At 75.0% G+C, this 15,672-nt stretch carries 18 protein-coding genes; 5 read left to right on the forward strand and 13 right to left on the reverse strand.

What is annotated here, in order from left to right:
* Nucleotides 1–34: 34 nt before the first annotated feature.
* The gene (locus JUB12_RS02315) at nt 35–1,879 is read right to left on the reverse strand and encodes an alpha/beta fold hydrolase (RefSeq protein WP_205698002.1); all 1,845 of its coding nucleotides are present in this window, start codon (nt 1,877–1,879) and stop codon (nt 35–37) included.
* 107 nt (nt 1,880–1,986) lie between these two features.
* On the opposite strand from JUB12_RS02315, the gene JUB12_RS02320 reads away from it, so the two are divergent.
* Complete coding sequence (locus JUB12_RS02320) at nt 1,987–2,793, forward strand: SDR family oxidoreductase (RefSeq protein ID WP_205698003.1); 807 nt, start codon at nt 1,987–1,989, stop codon at nt 2,791–2,793.
* On the opposite strand, the gene JUB12_RS02325 is transcribed toward JUB12_RS02320, so the two are convergent.
* A complete protein-coding gene (locus tag JUB12_RS02325) occupies nt 2,790–4,412 on the reverse strand; it encodes a long-chain fatty acid--CoA ligase (RefSeq protein ID WP_241004393.1) in 1,623 nt (540 codons plus the stop codon). The two genes, JUB12_RS02320 and JUB12_RS02325, sit on opposite strands and share 4 nt — an antisense overlap.
* A 55-nt stretch (nt 4,413–4,467) precedes the next feature.
* Nucleotides 4,468–4,812 (reverse strand): STAS domain-containing protein, encoded by a 345-nt coding sequence (locus JUB12_RS02330; RefSeq protein WP_205698005.1) that lies wholly within the window; start codon nt 4,810–4,812, stop codon nt 4,468–4,470.
* A gap of 234 nt (nt 4,813–5,046) precedes the next feature.
* Here JUB12_RS02330 and JUB12_RS02335 point away from each other — a divergent pair, with 234 nt between their 5' ends.
* Nucleotides 5,047–6,729: an MFS transporter gene (locus JUB12_RS02335; protein ID WP_205698006.1), complete on the forward strand. Its 1,683-nt coding sequence runs from the start codon at nt 5,047–5,049 to the stop codon at nt 6,727–6,729.
* Here the strand turns inward: JUB12_RS02335 and JUB12_RS02340 are convergent.
* From JUB12_RS02340 to JUB12_RS02365, 6 genes are all read right to left on the reverse strand, one after another.
* Entirely contained in the window at nt 6,653–7,165 is a 513-nt protein-coding gene (locus tag JUB12_RS02340) for a DUF6691 family protein (RefSeq protein ID WP_205698007.1), read from the reverse strand. The genes JUB12_RS02335 and JUB12_RS02340 overlap by 77 nt on opposite strands.
* Nucleotides 7,162–7,635, reverse strand: a complete 474-nt coding sequence (locus JUB12_RS02345; RefSeq protein WP_205698008.1) for a YeeE/YedE family protein — start codon at nt 7,633–7,635, stop codon at nt 7,162–7,164. Before JUB12_RS02345 ends, JUB12_RS02340 begins: the two co-directional genes overlap by 4 nt.
* 46 nt (nt 7,636–7,681) lie before the next feature.
* Entirely contained in the window at nt 7,682–7,942 is a 261-nt protein-coding gene (locus JUB12_RS02350; RefSeq protein WP_205698009.1) for a Rho termination factor N-terminal domain-containing protein, read from the reverse strand.
* Between the two features lie 9 nt (nt 7,943–7,951).
* Nucleotides 7,952–9,751, reverse strand: a complete 1,800-nt coding sequence (locus JUB12_RS02355; RefSeq protein ID WP_205698010.1) for a DEAD/DEAH box helicase — start codon at nt 9,749–9,751, stop codon at nt 7,952–7,954.
* Nucleotides 9,752–9,841: 90 nt separating this feature from the next.
* Complete coding sequence (locus tag JUB12_RS02360; RefSeq protein WP_205698011.1) at nt 9,842–10,603, reverse strand: ABC transporter permease; 762 nt, start codon at nt 10,601–10,603, stop codon at nt 9,842–9,844.
* Complete coding sequence (locus JUB12_RS02365) at nt 10,600–11,610, reverse strand: ATP-binding cassette domain-containing protein (protein WP_305852575.1); 1,011 nt, start codon at nt 11,608–11,610, stop codon at nt 10,600–10,602. Before JUB12_RS02365 ends, JUB12_RS02360 begins: the two co-directional genes overlap by 4 nt.
* 65 nt (nt 11,611–11,675) lie before the next feature.
* Between JUB12_RS02365 and JUB12_RS02370 the strand changes: the two genes are divergently transcribed.
* Nucleotides 11,676–12,638, forward strand: a complete 963-nt coding sequence (locus JUB12_RS02370) for a YafY family protein (protein WP_205698012.1) — start codon at nt 11,676–11,678, stop codon at nt 12,636–12,638.
* Here the strand turns inward: JUB12_RS02370 and JUB12_RS02375 are convergent, their stop codons facing one another.
* Nucleotides 12,639–13,325, reverse strand: a complete 687-nt coding sequence (locus tag JUB12_RS02375; protein ID WP_205698013.1) for a DsbA family oxidoreductase — start codon at nt 13,323–13,325, stop codon at nt 12,639–12,641. It lies immediately after the preceding gene.
* Nucleotides 13,326–13,330: 5 nt separating this feature from the next.
* The gene (locus tag JUB12_RS02380) at nt 13,331–13,969 is read right to left on the reverse strand and encodes an alpha/beta family hydrolase (RefSeq protein ID WP_205698014.1); all 639 of its coding nucleotides are present in this window, start codon (nt 13,967–13,969) and stop codon (nt 13,331–13,333) included.
* 27 nt (nt 13,970–13,996) lie between these two features.
* Here JUB12_RS02380 and JUB12_RS02385 point away from each other — a divergent pair, with 27 nt between their 5' ends.
* Nucleotides 13,997–14,386 carry an RNA-binding S4 domain-containing protein gene (locus JUB12_RS02385; RefSeq protein ID WP_205698015.1) on the forward strand — a complete coding sequence of 130 codons (390 nt, stop codon included), beginning with the start codon at nt 13,997–13,999 and terminating at the stop codon, nt 14,384–14,386.
* A gap of 10 nt (nt 14,387–14,396) precedes the next feature.
* Here JUB12_RS02385 and JUB12_RS02390 read toward each other — a convergent pair whose 3' ends face one another.
* On the reverse strand, nt 14,397–14,735 hold the full coding sequence (locus tag JUB12_RS02390) for a translation initiation factor (RefSeq protein ID WP_205698016.1): 339 nt from the start codon (nt 14,733–14,735) through the stop codon (nt 14,397–14,399).
* A 244-nt stretch (nt 14,736–14,979) separates the two neighbouring features.
* Here JUB12_RS02390 and JUB12_RS02395 point away from each other — a divergent pair, with 244 nt between their 5' ends.
* A complete protein-coding gene (locus JUB12_RS02395) occupies nt 14,980–15,426 on the forward strand; it encodes a Na-translocating system protein MpsC family protein (protein ID WP_205698017.1) in 447 nt (148 codons plus the stop codon).
* Nucleotides 15,427–15,435: 9 nt separating this feature from the next.
* Here the strand turns inward: JUB12_RS02395 and JUB12_RS02400 are convergent, their stop codons facing one another.
* Nucleotides 15,436–15,633, reverse strand: a complete 198-nt coding sequence (locus tag JUB12_RS02400) for a hypothetical protein (RefSeq protein ID WP_205698018.1) — start codon at nt 15,631–15,633, stop codon at nt 15,436–15,438.
* Nucleotides 15,634–15,672 lie beyond the last annotated feature (39 nt).

Genomic DNA, 15,672 nt, shown 5'->3' on the forward strand with positions numbered 1-15,672 from the left:
CCACGGCAGCGCGCGGCCGAACCCCGATGCCGCGCTACGGCGCGGGCAGCCGCAACGCCACGCCGCCGACCCGGCCGCGCAGCGCTCCCGACCGCGAGGCGGTCAGCGTCCCTGCCACGCGGCCGGCGAGCCGGACGGTGCCGACCATGCGCGACGACAGCCGTCCGCTGATCCGGACGCCCGGCACGTACTCGTAGTCCTCGAGGCGCACGCCCTGGCGCGTGACGACCGCCCGGCCGCCACGGAGGCCGCCGAAGGAGACTCGGCCGTCGAGCGCCTCGGCGAGGCTCGTGCCGAGGAGCTGGTGGGCGGCGTCGAGCAGGGTGAGCTGGGCGGCGAGACCGGCGCGCGACGCCGTCGCCGGCAGCCGCTTGGCGGCCGGCAGCTCGGACAGCAGCGGCGGGACCGGCGCCACGGGGACCTCGCGCTCGGCGCCGGCGTCGGCCGAGCAGCGGGTGGCCGTGCCGGTCGTCAGGAACGCGGTCAGCGCCTTGGCCGCGCAGCCCGTCTCGTCGGTGCTCAGCGCCGTGTGACCGGCACCGGGGACCGCGACGAGCTGGCCCTGCGGGAACTGGGCGGCCGTGCGCCGCGCGTCCTCCACCGGGGTGCGCAGGTCCTCACGGCCGACGAGCACGAGCGCCGGGACCTCGGGCGCGCGTGCGGCCGCCGGCGGGAACGGCGGGCGCTCGGTGGCCGGCCACCCGGCGCACTCGTCGGCGAGGCCCATCGTCGCGAGGTCCGGGGCCAGTGGCGCGTAGCGCCCGGCGTTGGCGGCGAGCCACGCGCGCAGCAGCTCCGGACGCGTCGCGGGCTCGGAGGTCGGCTCCCACGGCAGGTCGCCCTCGGTGCACGCGGTGGCCAGGAGCCGGACCTCGTTGAACGCGCTGCGCTCCTCCTGCCCGGCGTCGGACGCCTCGGCGCCACGCACCAGCATCCGCAGCAACGGCGCGGCGTCGCCCCGGCGCGCGGCGACCAGGGCGGCCGGCATCGATGCGCGGACCATCGGGTCGAAGTCGCCCTCCGCGAAGAGCCCGAGGACGTCCTTGACGCGGACGGTCGCGGAACGCTCGCGACCGGCCTTCGTCACCGCGGTCCCGCGCAGCGGGGAGCGGCGTAGGCGTGTCAGCAGCTGCGCCATCGCGGTCTCCGGCGCCGTGATGCACCCGGGCGGGAAGCAGACCTCGCGCAGCACGCGCGCGGCGGCGCGGGAGGGGAGGAGGTTCATCGCGTCGAGCCCCTCGATCGGCGACGGCGAGTCGAGCACGACGGCCTGGGTGCGCGCGGGGAAGCGCCGCGCGTACTCGCCGGCCACCTGGGCGCCGTAGGAGCCGCCGGTGATGACGATCCGCTCGTCGCCCAGGGCGGCGCGCAGGGCCTCCACGTCGAGCGTCTCCTGGTAGGTCGTGAAGGCGGCGCGCCGGCGGCCGAGGTCCTCGCCACAGCGGTTGGTCCGGGCCGCCGTCTCGGCGACGCTGTCACCGGGCTGCCCGAAGACGCCCTTCGGTGCGGTGCTGCACAGCAGCGGCGACGAGGCGCCCGTGCCGCGCGGGTCGTAGAAGACCAGGTCGAAGCCCTCGCGCAGCGGCGCGAACGGCGCTCCCTTGCCGACGGCCAGCAACGCATCGGGGATGCCGCGGGCACCGGGGCCACCGGGGACCGAGACGATGGTGCCGCGCTTGGTTCCGGTCGCGGGCAGGCGGACGTAGTGCACGGTGAGCGTCCCGGGCAGCGCGCCACCGTGGTCCACCGGGACGTCGAGCGTGCCGCGCTGCGTGCCCGGCGGCAGGACGTCCTCGATCCCCTGCGCTCCGGCCGTCGCTCCCGGCAGTCCGAGGACCGCGAGGACGACGGCGACCGCACCCACCCCAAGGCGACCCATGGAGCGGGCCGGTACCCGCGCGACGCGGTGTCGCACTCCTTCGCCGGTCAAGACTCCCCGACCGGGTGGGCGCATGCCGTCCGCTCGGGCTGGGAAGCCGCCGGGACATGGGCTCTGACGCAGACCGCCAGCTCGCCGTCGTCACCGGCGCCTCCAGCGGCATCGGCTTCCACCTGGCTCGGGAGTTCGCCGAGCACGGCTTCGACCTCGTGGTCGCCGCCGAGGACGCCGAGCTGTCCCAGGCGCGCGCCGACCTCGAGCACCTGGGCGCCCACGTCGAGGCGGTGCAGGTCGACCTCAGCACCCGGGAGGGCGTCGAGGAGCTCGCCTCGCGCGTCGGCGACCGGCCCGTCGCGGCGCTCGCGCTCAACGCGGGCATCGGCATGGGCGGCGACTTCGTCCGTGACACCGACCTCGAGCAGGAGCTGCGGATGGTCGACCTCAACTGCCGCTCGACGGTCCACCTCGCCAAGCGGCTGCTGCCCGGCATGGTGGAGCGCGGGGCGGGTCGCGTGCTCGTCACGTCGTCGGTCGCCTCGACGATGCCGGGGCCCTACCAGGCGGTCTACAACGCGACGAAGTCCTTCACCCAGTCCTTCGCCGAGGCGATCCGCGAGGAGCTCAAGGACACCGGCGTCACGGTCACGTCGCTCATGCCCGGCCCGACCGAGACCGAGTTCTTCGACCGCGCCGACATGCGCGACACGAAGATCGGCTCGCCGGAGGGCAACGACGACCCGGCCGACGTCGCCAAGGACGGCTTCGAGGCGCTCATGGCCGGCAAGCAGCAGGTCGTGGCCGGCGCGAAGGCCAACTCGCTGCAGGCCCGCGCCGGCCGGCTCGTCCCCGATGCGCTCAAGGCCAAGGGCCACGCCGCGATGGCGAAGCCCGGCTCGGCCTCCGACGACGACTAGCCGCCGGCGCCGGGGGCCGCGGTGGCGTGCTCGCCGACGAAGCGCGCCCGCAGGTCCTTCTTGGAGAACTTGCCCACGCTCGTCTTCGGGACCTCGTCGATGAGCTCGACGCGCTCGGGCACCCACCACCGCGCCACGCGCCCGTCGAGGAACGCGCGCACGTCGTCGGCGGTCAGCTGCTGGCCCTCGGCCGGCACGACGCACGCCAGCGGCCGCTCGCCCCACTTCTCGTCGGGAACGGCGATCACCGCCGCCTCGGCCACGCGGTCGTCGGCCATGATCTCGTTCTCGAGCTCGACGGAGGAGATCCACTCGCCGCCGGACTTGATGACGTCCTTCGTGCGGTCCACGAGCCGGATGTAGCCCTCGGCGTCGATCGTCGCGACGTCGCCGGTCTGCAGCCAGCCGTCGTCGGTGATCGGCGAGCGCTCGTCGTCGTAGTAGCCGTTGGCGATCCACGGGCCGCGGCACTGCAGCTCGCCCTGCGCGCTGCCGTCCCACGGCAGCTCCTCGCCGGTCTCCTGGTCCTGGATGCGGACCTCGACCAGCGGTGCGGGCAGGCCGGCGGTCGCGCGCACCCCGGCCAGCGCCTCCTCGTCCTGGCCGTCGAGGGTCGACTTGACGCGGGCCACCGAGCCGATCGGGCTGGTCTCCGTCATGCCCCACGCCTGGAGGATGGGTCGGCCGAGCTTCTCGCGGTAGGCCTCCGACAGGGCCCGGGGCACGGCCGAGCCCCCGCAGACGACCCGCGTGAGCGCCGAGAGGTCGCGGCCGTCGAGCTCGGCGAGCATGCCCATCCAGATCGTCGGGACGCCGGCGGTGAGCGTCACGCGCTCCGCCTCGAGGAGCGCGACGATCGCGCCCGGGGACAGGTCGGGGCCCGGCAGGACGAGCGACGAGCCGGTCATGACCGCGGCGTGGGCGAGGCCCCACGCGTTGGCGTGGAACATCGGGACGACCGGCAGGACCGTGTCGCGCTCGCTGAGGCCGAAGGTGTCGGCGAGCATCGTCGCCATCGCGTGCAGCGTCATCGAGCGGTGCGAGTAGACGACGCCCTTCGGGTTGCCGGTCGTGCCGCTCGTGTAGCACATGGCCGCGGCCTGGTCCTCGTCCTCGACGGCGAAGCGCTCGACCGGCTCGGCCTGCGCCAGGAGCTCCTCGTAGTCGCGCACGCGCGGGTCGTCGGGGACCTCGACGTCGGCGCCGTCGTCCATCACCACCACGTGCTCGACCGTCTCGAGCTGGTCGACCAGCGGCCACAGCAGGGGGATGAGCGACCGGTCGACGAAGACGACCTCGTCCTCGGCGTGGTTGGCGACGTAGACGACCTGCTCGGGGAACAGGCGGATGTTCAGCGTGTGCAGGACGCGGCCGCTGCAGGGGGCCGCGAAGTAGAGCTGGAGATGGCGCTGGGTGTTCCAGGCGAACGTCCCGACCCGGCCGTCGGCCGAGACGCCGAGCGCGTCGAGCACGCCGGCCAGCCGGCGCGTGCGCACGGCCCACTCGCGGTAGGTCGTGCGCTCCACGCCCTGCTTGGTCGCGGTGACCACCTCCTTGTCGGCGAACATCCGCTCAGCGCGGTCGAACGCCTGCACGAGGGTCAGCGGGGTCGGCTGCATCAGGCCCTGCATCGGTGGTCCTCCGGAAGTCGGCGGCGGGGTGCCGCCGACCCTCTCAGAACCGCCGCGGGCCGTCGAGTGCCAGGTGCTCGAGCACGCCGGTGAAGGACAGCAGCTCGGCTGCCGTACCCGTCCCGGGCGCGACCTCGAAGTGCCAGCCCTGCGCCTCGGCGGCGCGGGTCCAGCGCAGGACGAGGTTGACGGCGGTGGAGTCGGCGAACGACAGGCCGCCGAGGTCCAGCACCAGGTCGACGAACCCGACCTCGCGCAGCTCGTCGAGCTGGCGCTCGACGACCGGCTCGGTCTCGATGTCCAGCTCACCGGCGAGCACGACGCGCACGCGCTGGCGCTCGGGCTGCACCGTGCAGGTGAACGTCGGAGGGATGAGGTCGGCGGGCATGGGCCCGCCTTGGATGGGCGCTGCAGGGGGCACGGAAGCTCCTCGAGTCGAAGGTCGAGGCCCGGGGCTGCGACGCTGTGCCGGCCCTGTGCCTCGTTGTGTGAGCTGCCTGCCGGTCCCTCGCGCTGCGGTGGACCGTGCCTGCTGTCGTTCGACTGTAGCCCTCGGGACGCCCCAGCGCTCCGGTGGGTTGTGATGCAACGGAGGGCGGCTCCGGCGGGTAGAGGTGGCGCCGTGGCCGCGACCGCCGTCGACGCCTGGGCGCCCCTGCGGCGTCCCGTCTTCCGGACGCTCTACGTCGCGCAGTTCGCTTCCAACCTCGGCACCTGGATGCAGACGGTGGGCGCGCAGTGGCTCATGGGCGACCTCGGCGGCGGCCCCTTGGCGGTCGCCCTCGTCCAGACCGCGCTGACGCTCCCCGTCTTCCTGACCGTCGTGCCGGCGGGCGTGCTGGGGGACCTGCTCGACCGCCGCCGCCTGCTGATGGCGGCCCAGAGCGGGATGCTGCTCGTCGCCGCCGCGCTGGCGGTGCTGACCTTCGCCGACGTCACGACGCAGGCGCTCCTGCTGGGCCTGACCTTCTGCCTCGGCCTGGGCCAGGCGCTGGTGATGCCGTCGTGGCAGGCGATCCAGCCCGAGCTCGTCGGCCGCGGCGAGGTCCCGCAGGCCGCGACGCTCAACGGCGTCAACGTCAACGTGGCGAGGGCCGTGGGGCCCGCGGTCGGGGGCGTGCTCGTGGCGGCGGCGGGGCCGGGGGTCGTCTTCGCCGTCAACGCCGTCTCGTTCCTGGCCACCGTGGGAGCCCTGTCGCGGTGGGCGCGCCCGGTGGAGGAGCGCACGCTGGGGACCGAGCCGTTCGGCGACGCGATCCTCGCGGGTGCGCGCTTCGTGCGCAGCGCGCCGGCGCTGCGCCGGCTGCTCGTGCGCACCGCGCTGTTCATCGTCCCCGCCAGCGCGCTGTGGGCGCTGCTGCCGGTCGTGGCGCGTGACCGGCTCGAGCTCGAGTCCGGCGGCTACGGGCTGCTGCTCGGCGCGGTCGGTGTCGGTGCGGTGTCGGGCGCGTTCGTCCTGCCGCGGCTGCGCGCACGCCTGTCGCTCAACGCGCTCGTGGCGGCGGCCTCGGTGGTCTACGCGCTCGGCCTGGCGCTGCTCGCGGTGGCCGACGCCGTCGCCCTGGCGGTCCTCGCGCTCCCGCCCCTCGGGCTTGCGTGGATCACGGTGATGTCGTCGATGAACGCCGGGGCGCAGTCCATGCTGCCCGCGTGGGCCCGGGCGCGCGGCCTGGCCTTCTACCAGCTGGTGTTCATGGGCGGGCAGGCGCTCGGCGCGGCGTCGTGGGGCGTCGTCGCCCAGCACACGAGCCTGGCGACGACGTTCGGCGCGACCGCCGTCGCACTGCTGGCGGGCGGCGTCCTGGCGCGGGGCTCGGCCCTGCGCGCGCTCGACGTCGACCTGTCGCCGTCGCACCACTGGCCCGAGCCGCACCTGGCCGTCGAGCCGGCGCTCACTGCCGGGCCCGTGCTCGTGACGATCGAGTACGACGTGCCCGAGGATCGTGCGGAGGCGTTCCGCGCGGCGATGGAGCCCGTGGGGCGCAGCCGCCGGCGCACGGGGGCGACGCGCTGGGCGCTCTTCCAGGACGCCGGCGAGCCGCGGCGCTTCGTGGAGGCGTGGCTGACGAGCACGTGGGGCGAGCACCTGCGCCAGCACGCCGAGCGGGTGACGGTGCGCGACCAGGAGTTCGAGGCCAAGGCGCGGTCGCTGCTGGCGGAGGGCTCGCAGCCGCGCGTCTCGCACCTCGTGGCGGGCGGCCCGCACCGGGCCGCCCACGACGACGGACCTACTCCGGGGCGCTCTGGGGCACCAGCCCACCCAGCGGGGACGCCGGACGAGCCGGCGTCGACCGGGTCGGGCTGACGGCCTGGGCGGCGGGCGCGGTGGCCGCCAGGCGGGCGCGGCGCAGCGCGAGGCTCACGCCGAGCACGACGCCGGCCCCGGTGGCCAGCGCCCACGTCTCGCCCTGGCCGAGCTGCGCGGTGATCGGGCCGGGGCACGACTCGGTGATCGCCCAGCCGAGGCCGAAGAGCGCCGAGCCCCAGACGTGGCGCGCCTCGGGCTTCTGGATCGACCACGAGATCGGCTCGCGGGTGAGGACGGCGCGCTGCAGGTGGCGGCGCGCGAGGCGCACCCCGACGAAGCCCACGGCCACCGAGCTGCCCATCATGAGGAACAGGTAGCTGTCCTCGAGCTGCAGCATCGCGTGGATCGTCGCCGGGTCGGTCATCGTCGCCCACGAGATCAGGAAGCCGAACGCGACCCCGAAGAGGGTGCAGGCGACGCGCACGCGGGTCACGAGATCGCCTCCAGCAGGAAGCTCGCGACGATGGCGGTGCCCATGAACGTCGCCATCGCGACCATGCCGCCCGGCGAGCCGAACGACGCGCCGCTCAGGCCGTTGCCCGACGTGCAGCCGCCCGCAGACTTCGCGCCGAAGCCGACGAGCGCACCCGCGCCGACCAGGACGGCGGCGACCACGAGCGTCCCGTCGTCGCCGAAGGCGCGGCCCGCCCAGCCGGTGCCCTCACCGGTGGTGGAGACGCCGGCCAGCAGGCGGAACAGCAGGCCGCCGAGGACGATGCCGAGGACGAACCAGCCCTTCCAGCCCAGGGCGGGGGTGCGCCCGGAGGCGCGCTCGATGACGTCCGACCAGCCGCCGAGCACGCCCATGCGGACGTTCACGAAGGCGAGCAGGCCGACGAGGACGAGGCCGACGAGCGGCCCGAGGACGTACCACGCGGGCGGGTCCTGCAGCAGGTCGTGCATGACCTAGAACCTAGCCAAACCGCACCGCTGCGGTCGGGTTTGGGCGTCAGCTGTTGCGCAAGGCGGAGACGAGCTCCTGCTTGTCCATCTTCGAGCGGCCCTCGATGCCCACCTCGCGGGCCTTCTTGAGCAGCTGGTCCTTCGTCTGGTCCTCGTAGCTGGAGGCCTTGCCGCCCTTCTTGGACGGGTTGCCGCCGCCGGCCTTCGCGTTGGCGATGCGCGCTGCCTTCTGCTTGCTCGCGCCGCTCTTGCGCAGGCCCTCGTAGGTCTTGTCGTCCTTCACCTGGGAGCCGTGGTCCTTCGCCATGCCCGAGGGCTACCCGGTCGGCGGCCGGTCCGTGCGCCGCCCCTTTGCCCGGGGCGGCGGCGCCTCCTCGCGGTCGCGGCGGATCGTCGGCTTCTGGCCCTTGATCTTCGTCTGGCGCAGCGCGCGCACGACGAAGTCCGCGGCCGGCTCGGGCACCTCGACGAGGGCGAAGCGCTCGGCGATGTGGATCGCGCCGATGTCGCTGCCCTGCAGGCGCGTCTCGCCGGTGATCGCGCCGACGAGGTCCTGCGGGCGCACGCCGGCTGCGCGGCCGGCGCCGATGAAGATGCGCGCCGTCGGGCCGGCCGGACCGCGGTCGCCGCCGCCCCGATCGCCGTCGCCGCGCCGCTCGGCGCTGCGCCGGTCGTCGCCCCGGGGCCCGCCGGGACCCCGCTCGCGGCGCTCCTTGCGCGCCGGGACGTCGGGGATCTCCTCGGGCTCGTCCTCGACGCCGGCGCCCGTGGCCTCGTGCGCGAGGCGGATGGCGGCGAGGGCGACGTCGACGAGGTCGTGCTCGGCCACGAGCGCGTCGAGGACCGCGCGGTAGGGCTCGAGCTCGCCGTCGGCCAGCGCCTCCTCGACGCCCGAGCGCGTGAGCTCCATGCGCCGGGCGCGGAGGTCGGCGACGGTCGGCAGGCGCTCGACGGGGATGCGGCGGCGCGTGACGCGCTCGATCGCCTTGAGCAGCCGGTGCTCGCGCGGCTCGGCGAGCGTGATCGCCGCGCCCTCGCGCCCGGCCCGCCCGACGCGGCCGATGCGATGGACGTAGGCCTCGGGCGAGGCCGGGACGTCGTAGTTGACGACGTGGGTGAGCTGCTCGACGTCGAGGCCGCGAGCGGCGACGTCGGTCGCGACGAGGAGGTCGGCCGCGCCGGCGCGCAGCCGGCCCATGACGCGGTCGCGCTGCTCCTGGCTCAGCCCGCCGTGCAGTGCCTCGGCGCGGTGACCGCGGCCGTTGAGCGACTCCGTGAGCTGGTCGACCTCGTCGCGGGTGCGGCAGAAGACCAGCGCGGCGGTCGGCGCCTCGACGTCGAGGACGCGGCCGAGCGCGGCGGGCTTGTGCGCGCGGGCGACCATGTGCGCCGTCTCGCGCACGAGCGGCGCCTCGCCCGGCGCGGGCGCCTCGCGGCCGACGGTCAGGCGGACGGGGTCGCGCAGCTGGCCCTGGGCGATGCGCTCGAGGCGCGGCGGCATCGTCGCGGAGAACAGGACGGTCTGGCGGCGCTCGGGCGCGGCGGCCAGCAGCGCCTCGAGGTCCTCGGCGAAGCCCATGTCGAGCATCTCGTCGGCCTCGTCGAGCACGACGACCTCGACGGCGTCGAGCACGAGCGTGCGGCGCTTGACGTGGTCCAGCGCGCGGCCCGGCGTGGCCACGACGACGTCGACGCCGTCCTGCAGCTCGCGCAGCTGGCGGCGCATGGGCTGGCCGCCGTAGATCGGGACGACCCGCGCGGCCAGGCCGCGGCCGTACTTGTGGGCGGCCTCCGACACCTGGACCGCCAGCTCGCGCGTGGGGACGAGGACGAGGCCCATCGGCCGCCGGTCCTCACGACCGCGCTCGAGGCGCTGGAGCATCGGCAGCGCGAACGCAGCGGTCTTGCCGGTGCCGGTCGCCGCCTGGCCCAGCAGGTCGCGGCCCGCCGCCAGCGGTTCGATCGCCTCGCGCTGGATCGGCGTGGGCTCCTCGTAGCCGAGTGCGGTGACGGCGGCGATGAGCTCGTCGCGCAGGCCGAGGTCGGCGAAGGTCGTGGGGGAGGTGGGGTCCGCGGCCTGCGAGGTGGAGGCGGCGGGTTCGGCGTCGGCGGTCATGCGGGGTCCTTCGTCCATCGGCGAGGCGGGGGTCGGCGGGCCAGGGTGACACCCCGGCCCGCCTGCCCGCAGTCCGGCGGACCCTCGCGGCTAGCGCGCCTGGGCCTTGCGGTACTTCGCGACGGCCAGCGGCGCGAAGATCGCGGTGATGGCGACCGACCAGGCGATGGCGCCCAGGACGCTGCCGCCGTCGGCGCCGACCCACAGGGTCCGCATCGCGTCGACGACGACCGTGAACGGGTTGATCTCCGCGAACCACTCGAGCCCGGCGGGCATCGAGTCGACCGGCACGAAGGCCGACGAGATGAACGTCAGCGGGAAGATCGCCATGAACCCGAAGGAGTTGGCCGCCTCCGGCGTGTTCACGACCAGGCCGATGTACGCGAAGACCCACGAGAACGCGTAGCCGAACAGCAGCAGCAGGCCGATGCCGCCGACGACCTCCACGACGTTCGCGTCGAACGAGAACCCGATGATGAGCGCCGTGGCCAGCAGGATCACGATCCCGACGAGGTTCGTGACGACGTCGGCGATCGTGCGCCCGGCGAGCACCGCCCAGCGCGACATCGGCAGCGACCGGAAGCGGTCGATGAGGCCGCGGTTCATGTCCTCGACCAGGCCGATCGCGGTCACGAAGCCGCCGAACGAGATGTTCTGGACGATGATCCCCGGGATCAGGAAGTCGACGTAGTCGAAGCCCGGCGTGTTGATCGCCCCGCCGAAGACGTAGACGAACAGCAGCACGAACATGATCGGCTGCAGCGTGAAGGCGACCAGCAGGTCGGGCGCGCGCGGCAGGCGCAGCAGGTTGCGCTCGGTCAGCACGAGCGTGTCGGACACCACGCGGCTCATGCGGCCACCTCCTCCCGGTCCTTGCCGGGTTCGCCGTCTCCGTCGCCATCGCCCTGCGGGTCGGCCGCGTGGCCGGTGAGGGCCAGGAACACGTCGTCCAGCGTGGGCCGGCGGACCGCGAGGTCCTCGACCTCCACGCCTGCCTCCTCGAGGCGGCGCACCGCCTGCACGATCGCGCCGGAGCGCTGGCGCACCGCCACGCTCACCGTCGCGCCGCTCACCGCCGGGCGCTCGTCGGACATCGCCTCGAGCGCCGCGGCGGCCCGCTCGCCGTCGGCCTGGTCGGCCAGCGTCACGTCGACGCGCTCGCCGCCGACGCGGTCCTTGAGCTCGTCGGCGGTGCCGTCGGCGATGACCTGACCTCGGTCGATCACCGCGATGCGGTCGGCCAGGCGGTCGGCCTCGTCCAGGTACTGGGTCGTGAGGAGGACCGTCGTGCCCGCGTCCACGAGCTCCTCGATGGTCTCCCACAGGTCGATGCGGCTGCGCGGGTCGAGCCCCGTCGTCGGCTCGTCCATGAACAGCACCGGCGGCTTGGCCACGAGCGCCGCGGCGAGGTCGAGCCGGCGGCGCATGCCGCCCGAGTACGTCTTCGACGGCCGCTTGGCCGCCTCGGTGAGCGAGAAGCGCTCGAGCAGCTGTGCGGCCCGCGCCTTGGCCGCCCTGCGGCTCTCGCCGTAGAGCCGGCCGACCATCACGAGGTTCTCCTCGCCGGTCAGCAGCTCGTCGACCGCGGCGTACTGCCCGGCCAGGCCGATCTTGGCCCGCAGCGCGGCCGCGTCCTTCACCGCGTCGAGCCCCGCGACCCGGACGCTCCCGGCGTCCGGTCGCAGCAGCGTGGTCATGACGCGCACCGCCGTCGTCTTGCCGGCGCCGTTGGGTCCCAGCAGGCCGAGCACGGTGCCCGGCGCGACCTCGAGGTCGACCCCCTGCAGCGCGTGGACGTCCCCGAAGGACTTGCGCAGCCCCTGCACCTGGATGGCAGGCTCGCTCCCGGTCATCTCCATGGCGCGGCACGCTAGATCGGATCTAGGACAGGATCTGGCCGGGACATGCGAGAGTGTCCGCGACCATGACCGCGACCTCCGGTCGGCTGCTCCAGCTCCTCTCGCTCCTGCAGGCGCGACGGGACTGGCCGGGCCACGAGCTCGCCGAGCGCCTCGAGGTGTCGGGGCGCACGGTCCGCCGCGACGTCGAGCGCCTGCGCGAGCTCGGCTACCCGGTCGAGTCGCTCACCGGCCCTGCGGGCGGCTACCGCCTGCGCGCGGGGACGGCGATGCCGCCGCTCCTGCTCGACGACGACGAGGCGATCGCCATCGCCGTGGGCCTGCGCACGGCGGCCTCGACCGCCGTGGCCGGGATCGAGGAGACGGCCGTCCGCGCGCTCGTGAAGCTCGAGCAGGTGCTGCCCGGCCACCTGCGCCGCCGGGTGCAGGCGCTGCAGGTCGCCACGGCGACGCTCGCGCCGCCCGGCCCGACCGTCGACCCGGAGTGCCTGACGGTGCTCGCCGCGGGCTGCCGGGACGCCGAGCGCGTGCGCTTCGGCTACCGCGGACGCGACGGCGTCGACACCCGCCGCGACGTCGAGCCCCACGCGCTGGTCCACCTCGGCTCGCGCTGGTACCTCGTCGCCTGGTGCCTCGCGCGCGCGGACTGGCGGACCTTCCGGCTGGACCGGATCACCCGGCCCGCCTCGACCGGCGTGCGCTTCGCGCCGCGCAAGCTGCCCGACGACGACCCGGCGGCCTACGTCGCCCGGACGCTGTCGACCGCGAACTACCGCTACGAGGCGCGGGTGACGCTCTTCGCCCCCGCCGACGAGGTGACGGCGCGGATGCCGCACCTCTGGGGGCGCGTGGAGCCGCGCGACGAGACCAGCTGCACCTACCGCACCGGCGACGACTCGCTGGACTGGCTCGCGCTGCGCATCGCGATGCTCGGCGTCGACTTCGAGGTCGAGGGCTCGCCCGAGCTCTCGGCCCACCTGCGGACGCTGGCCGGGCGCTTCAGCCGCGCCGCGGCCGCGGTGGCCTGATCAGCAGCCGTCGACGCCGCAGCTGTCGCCCTCGCCGACGACGGTGACCTGCGGGCGCTCGGCCCAGGCCTTCTCGAGCAGCTGCGTGAGGAGCTCGGCGGGCTGCGCGCCCGAGGTGCCGTAGGCGCGGTCGACGACGAAGAACGGGACCGCGCTGATGCCCAGTCCGGCAGCGGTGCGCTCGTCGTCGCGGACCTCGTCGGCGAAGCGGTTCGAGGCCAGCGCGTCGGCCACCTCGTCGGCGGGGAGGCCCACCTCCTCGCCCAGGCGCTGGAGCGTCGCGTGGTCGGAGACGAGCTCGCGCTCGGCCAGGTAGGCGGCGAACAGCCGCTCCTCCATGGCGTCCTGCCTGCCGTGCTGGGCGGCGAGGTGCACGAGGCGGTGGGCGTCGAACGTGCTGCCGCCGCGGGCGTGCTCGAGGTCGTAGTCCAGGCCGTCGCCGGCGGCGACGTCGCTCAGCCGCTGCTGCATCGCCAGCGCCTCGTCGCGCGTGACCCCGTACTTCTCGGCCAAGTGCGTCGCGCCGTCGACCCCGCGCTCGACCGGCGCGTGGGGGTCGAGCTCGAACGAGCGCCAGGTGACGGTGACGGCGTCGCGGTGCTCGAACGCCGCCAGCGCCGCCTCGAAGCGGCGCTTGCCGACGTAGCACCAGGGGCAGGCGATGTCCGACCAGATCTCGACGTGCACGAGGCTCAGGGTAGGAGCCGTTGCAGCCAGCCCCCGAGGGCGTCCTGCAACCGCGCGCGATCGGCCTTGAGGGCGTGGTCGCCCTTGAGCACGACGACCTCCCGCGCGGGCGGCGCCGCGGGCGGGATGCCGAACCGGTCGCGCTCGCCCTGGACGACGAGCACGGGCACGGCCACGGCCTCGAGCTCGGGCAGGCGGGACCTGCGCTCGGCGCCGGGCTTGCGCGTCGGAGGCTCGAGCGGGAAGGCGAGGGCCAGGACGCCGGCGGCCCCGGTCGCCGTGGCGGTGCGGCAGGCGACGCGGGCGCCGGACGAGCGTCCGCCCTGGAGGAGGACCGGCAGGTCCGCGAGGGGGCCCGTGCGCAGGTGGGCGACGACCGCCTCCCAGGCGGCGTCGAGCTGGTGGGTGGGCGCAACCGATCGCCGTCCCGCGACGCGGTAGGGCTGCTCCACCAGGCCGACGAGGACGCCCCGCTGCAGGGCCGTCTCGGTCGCCGCCAGCAGGTCGGGCGCCGCGACGCCGCCGCCCGCGCCGTGGCCGAGCAGCAGCGCCGCCCGCGGCGAGGCCTCGGGCGCGTGGAGGTGGACCCGTGCAGGTCCGTGGGGCGTCTCGGGCTCGACGACGGTCGGCGCGGCGGCGGGCACCGGCCCGATGCTGCCAGCATCAGGGCCATGGACGGGTCGTCGGCGCCGGTGCGCCTCGACAAGTGGCTGTGGGCGGCGCGCTTCGCCAAGACGCGCGCGCTCGCGGCCGACGCGGTCAAGGGCGGCCGGGTGCACCTCAACGGCCAGGCGACCAAGCCGTCCAAGGAGGTCCGGCCCGGGGACGAGCTCGAGATCACGGTCGGCCAGGTCCGCCGGACGGTGGTGGTGCGCGCCACGTCCGAGCGCCGCGGCCCGGCCGGTGAGGCCCAGCGGCTCTACGAGGAGACGCCCGACAGCGTCGAGGCGCGTGAGCGCGCGGCGCTCGTGCGGCGGCTGGCGGCGATGGCGGTGCCCGAGCACGGTGGTCGGCCGACCAAGCGCGACCGGCGGCGCTTCGACCGCGACCGCAGGCGCTGACGCCGAGGGTCTAGCCGCCGGCGAGCACGACGTCGTGCCCCTCGGCGCGCAGGAGCTCGACAACCACGTCGCGGTGGTCGCCCTGCAGCTCGATCACGCCGTCCTTGATGGCTCCGCCGACGCCGCAGCGCTTCTTCAGGCGGCCGGCCAGCTCCTTGAGGGCGGCGTCGTCCACCGGCACGCCGCTGACCGTGGTGACCGCCTTGCCGCGCCGCCCGCTGGTCTCGCGGCGCACGCGCACGCGGCCGTCGCCCTGCATCCGGGCCTTGAGGGCGGGGTCGCGCGCCTTGCGCAGGTCGCCGTCGCTCGAGGACCACACGACGCGGTCGCGGGAGGAGCGCTTGGCCATGGCCGCGACGGTAGCGGTGACGCTCTCCGACGGCCCTCCAGGGCGAACGCCGGCATCTGCCGGTGGGCGAGGTATCTTCCCGCCCCGAGGTGCCGCGCCGGTTCGTCCGGGCGTGCATCGCACTCAGGACAACGAGGTCGGCCTGGCGTCTCCGGAGCAGGGGAGGCCGCGTCGCTCGAAGGTCGGACCCACTTCGAGGAGCCCTGTTGCCCGCGCACATCGCCAGCACCGCACCGCAGGACCCGTGGACCCCGCGCACGATCCGGTGACGGCCACCCACGAGGCGACGGCGGGCGACCGCGACCGCTCGGTCCTGCTCGAGATCTCCAACGAGATGGTGCGGCTCTACAAGGAGCAGTTCGGCCGCGGGCCGACGGCCGCGCGCACCGCGTGGGCCGGCCGTGACGTGCTCGTCGTCGTGCTCGAGGACACGCTGACCCCGGCGGAGCGCAGCCTGGTGCGCATCGGCGAGCACCAGCGCCTGCGCGAGACGCGGATGGTCTTCCAGCACGCGAGCCTGCGGGAGTTCTGCGAGCCGGTCGAGCGGCTCACCGGTCGTCGGGTGCGTGCGTTCACCAGCGCGACGGACACGCTCGTCGACGGCCTGTCGGTCGAGACGTTCGTCCTGCACCCCGAGGGCTCGGACGCGCCCTCGCGGATCGAGCTCGGCGACCGCGACGAGCTCGACTGACGTCGGGGGTCAGCCCGCGGCGTGGTCCGGGTTCACGCCCGGCGGCCGCGGGTCCTCGCGCGGCGGCTCGTCGCCTCCGCGCTCCTCGTAGCCGCGCGGCCGGACCGGCTCGGGCAGCCCGGGGACCTTGAGCTTCACCTTCTGGCCGTCCGCGGTGGTCAGCTCGAGCGGCGTGGGGGCGTGGCCCTTGCCGGGGATGGGGCTCATGGGGCGACTCTACGCCGATCCGCCGCAGTGCTGCGCGCC

This window comes from Conexibacter sp. SYSU D00693 (assembly GCF_017084525.1).
GTDB lineage: Bacteria > Actinomycetota > Thermoleophilia > Solirubrobacterales > Solirubrobacteraceae > Baekduia.

What these genes read in the sequence shown, in the direction of transcription:
- JUB12_RS02315 (WP_205698002.1), bottom strand. Translation starts at nt 1,879, where the DNA reads ATGGGTCGCCTTGGGGTGGGTGCGGTCGCCGTCGTCCTCGCGGTCCTC.
- JUB12_RS02320 (WP_205698003.1), top strand. Translation starts at nt 1,987, where the DNA reads ATGGGCTCTGACGCAGACCGCCAGCTCGCCGTCGTCACCGGCGCCTCC.
- JUB12_RS02325 (WP_241004393.1), bottom strand. Translation starts at nt 4,412, where the DNA reads ATGCAGCCGACCCCGCTGACCCTCGTGCAGGCGTTCGACCGCGCTGAG.
- JUB12_RS02330 (WP_205698005.1), bottom strand. Translation starts at nt 4,812, where the DNA reads ATGCCCGCCGACCTCATCCCTCCGACGTTCACCTGCACGGTGCAGCCC.
- JUB12_RS02345 (WP_205698008.1), bottom strand. Translation starts at nt 7,635, where the DNA reads ATGCACGACCTGCTGCAGGACCCGCCCGCGTGGTACGTCCTCGGGCCG.
- JUB12_RS02350 (WP_205698009.1), bottom strand. Translation starts at nt 7,942, where the DNA reads ATGGCGAAGGACCACGGCTCCCAGGTGAAGGACGACAAGACCTACGAG.
- JUB12_RS02355 (WP_205698010.1), bottom strand. Translation starts at nt 9,751, where the DNA reads ATGACCGCCGACGCCGAACCCGCCGCCTCCACCTCGCAGGCCGCGGAC.
- JUB12_RS02360 (WP_205698011.1), bottom strand. Translation starts at nt 10,603, where the DNA reads ATGAGCCGCGTGGTGTCCGACACGCTCGTGCTGACCGAGCGCAACCTG.
- JUB12_RS02365 (WP_305852575.1), bottom strand. Translation starts at nt 11,610, where the DNA reads ATGGAGATGACCGGGAGCGAGCCTGCCATCCAGGTGCAGGGGCTGCGC.
- JUB12_RS02370 (WP_205698012.1), top strand. Translation starts at nt 11,676, where the DNA reads ATGACCGCGACCTCCGGTCGGCTGCTCCAGCTCCTCTCGCTCCTGCAG.
- JUB12_RS02385 (WP_205698015.1), top strand. Translation starts at nt 13,997, where the DNA reads ATGGACGGGTCGTCGGCGCCGGTGCGCCTCGACAAGTGGCTGTGGGCG.
- JUB12_RS02390 (WP_205698016.1), bottom strand. Translation starts at nt 14,735, where the DNA reads ATGGCCAAGCGCTCCTCCCGCGACCGCGTCGTGTGGTCCTCGAGCGAC.
- JUB12_RS02400 (WP_205698018.1), bottom strand. Translation starts at nt 15,633, where the DNA reads ATGAGCCCCATCCCCGGCAAGGGCCACGCCCCCACGCCGCTCGAGCTG.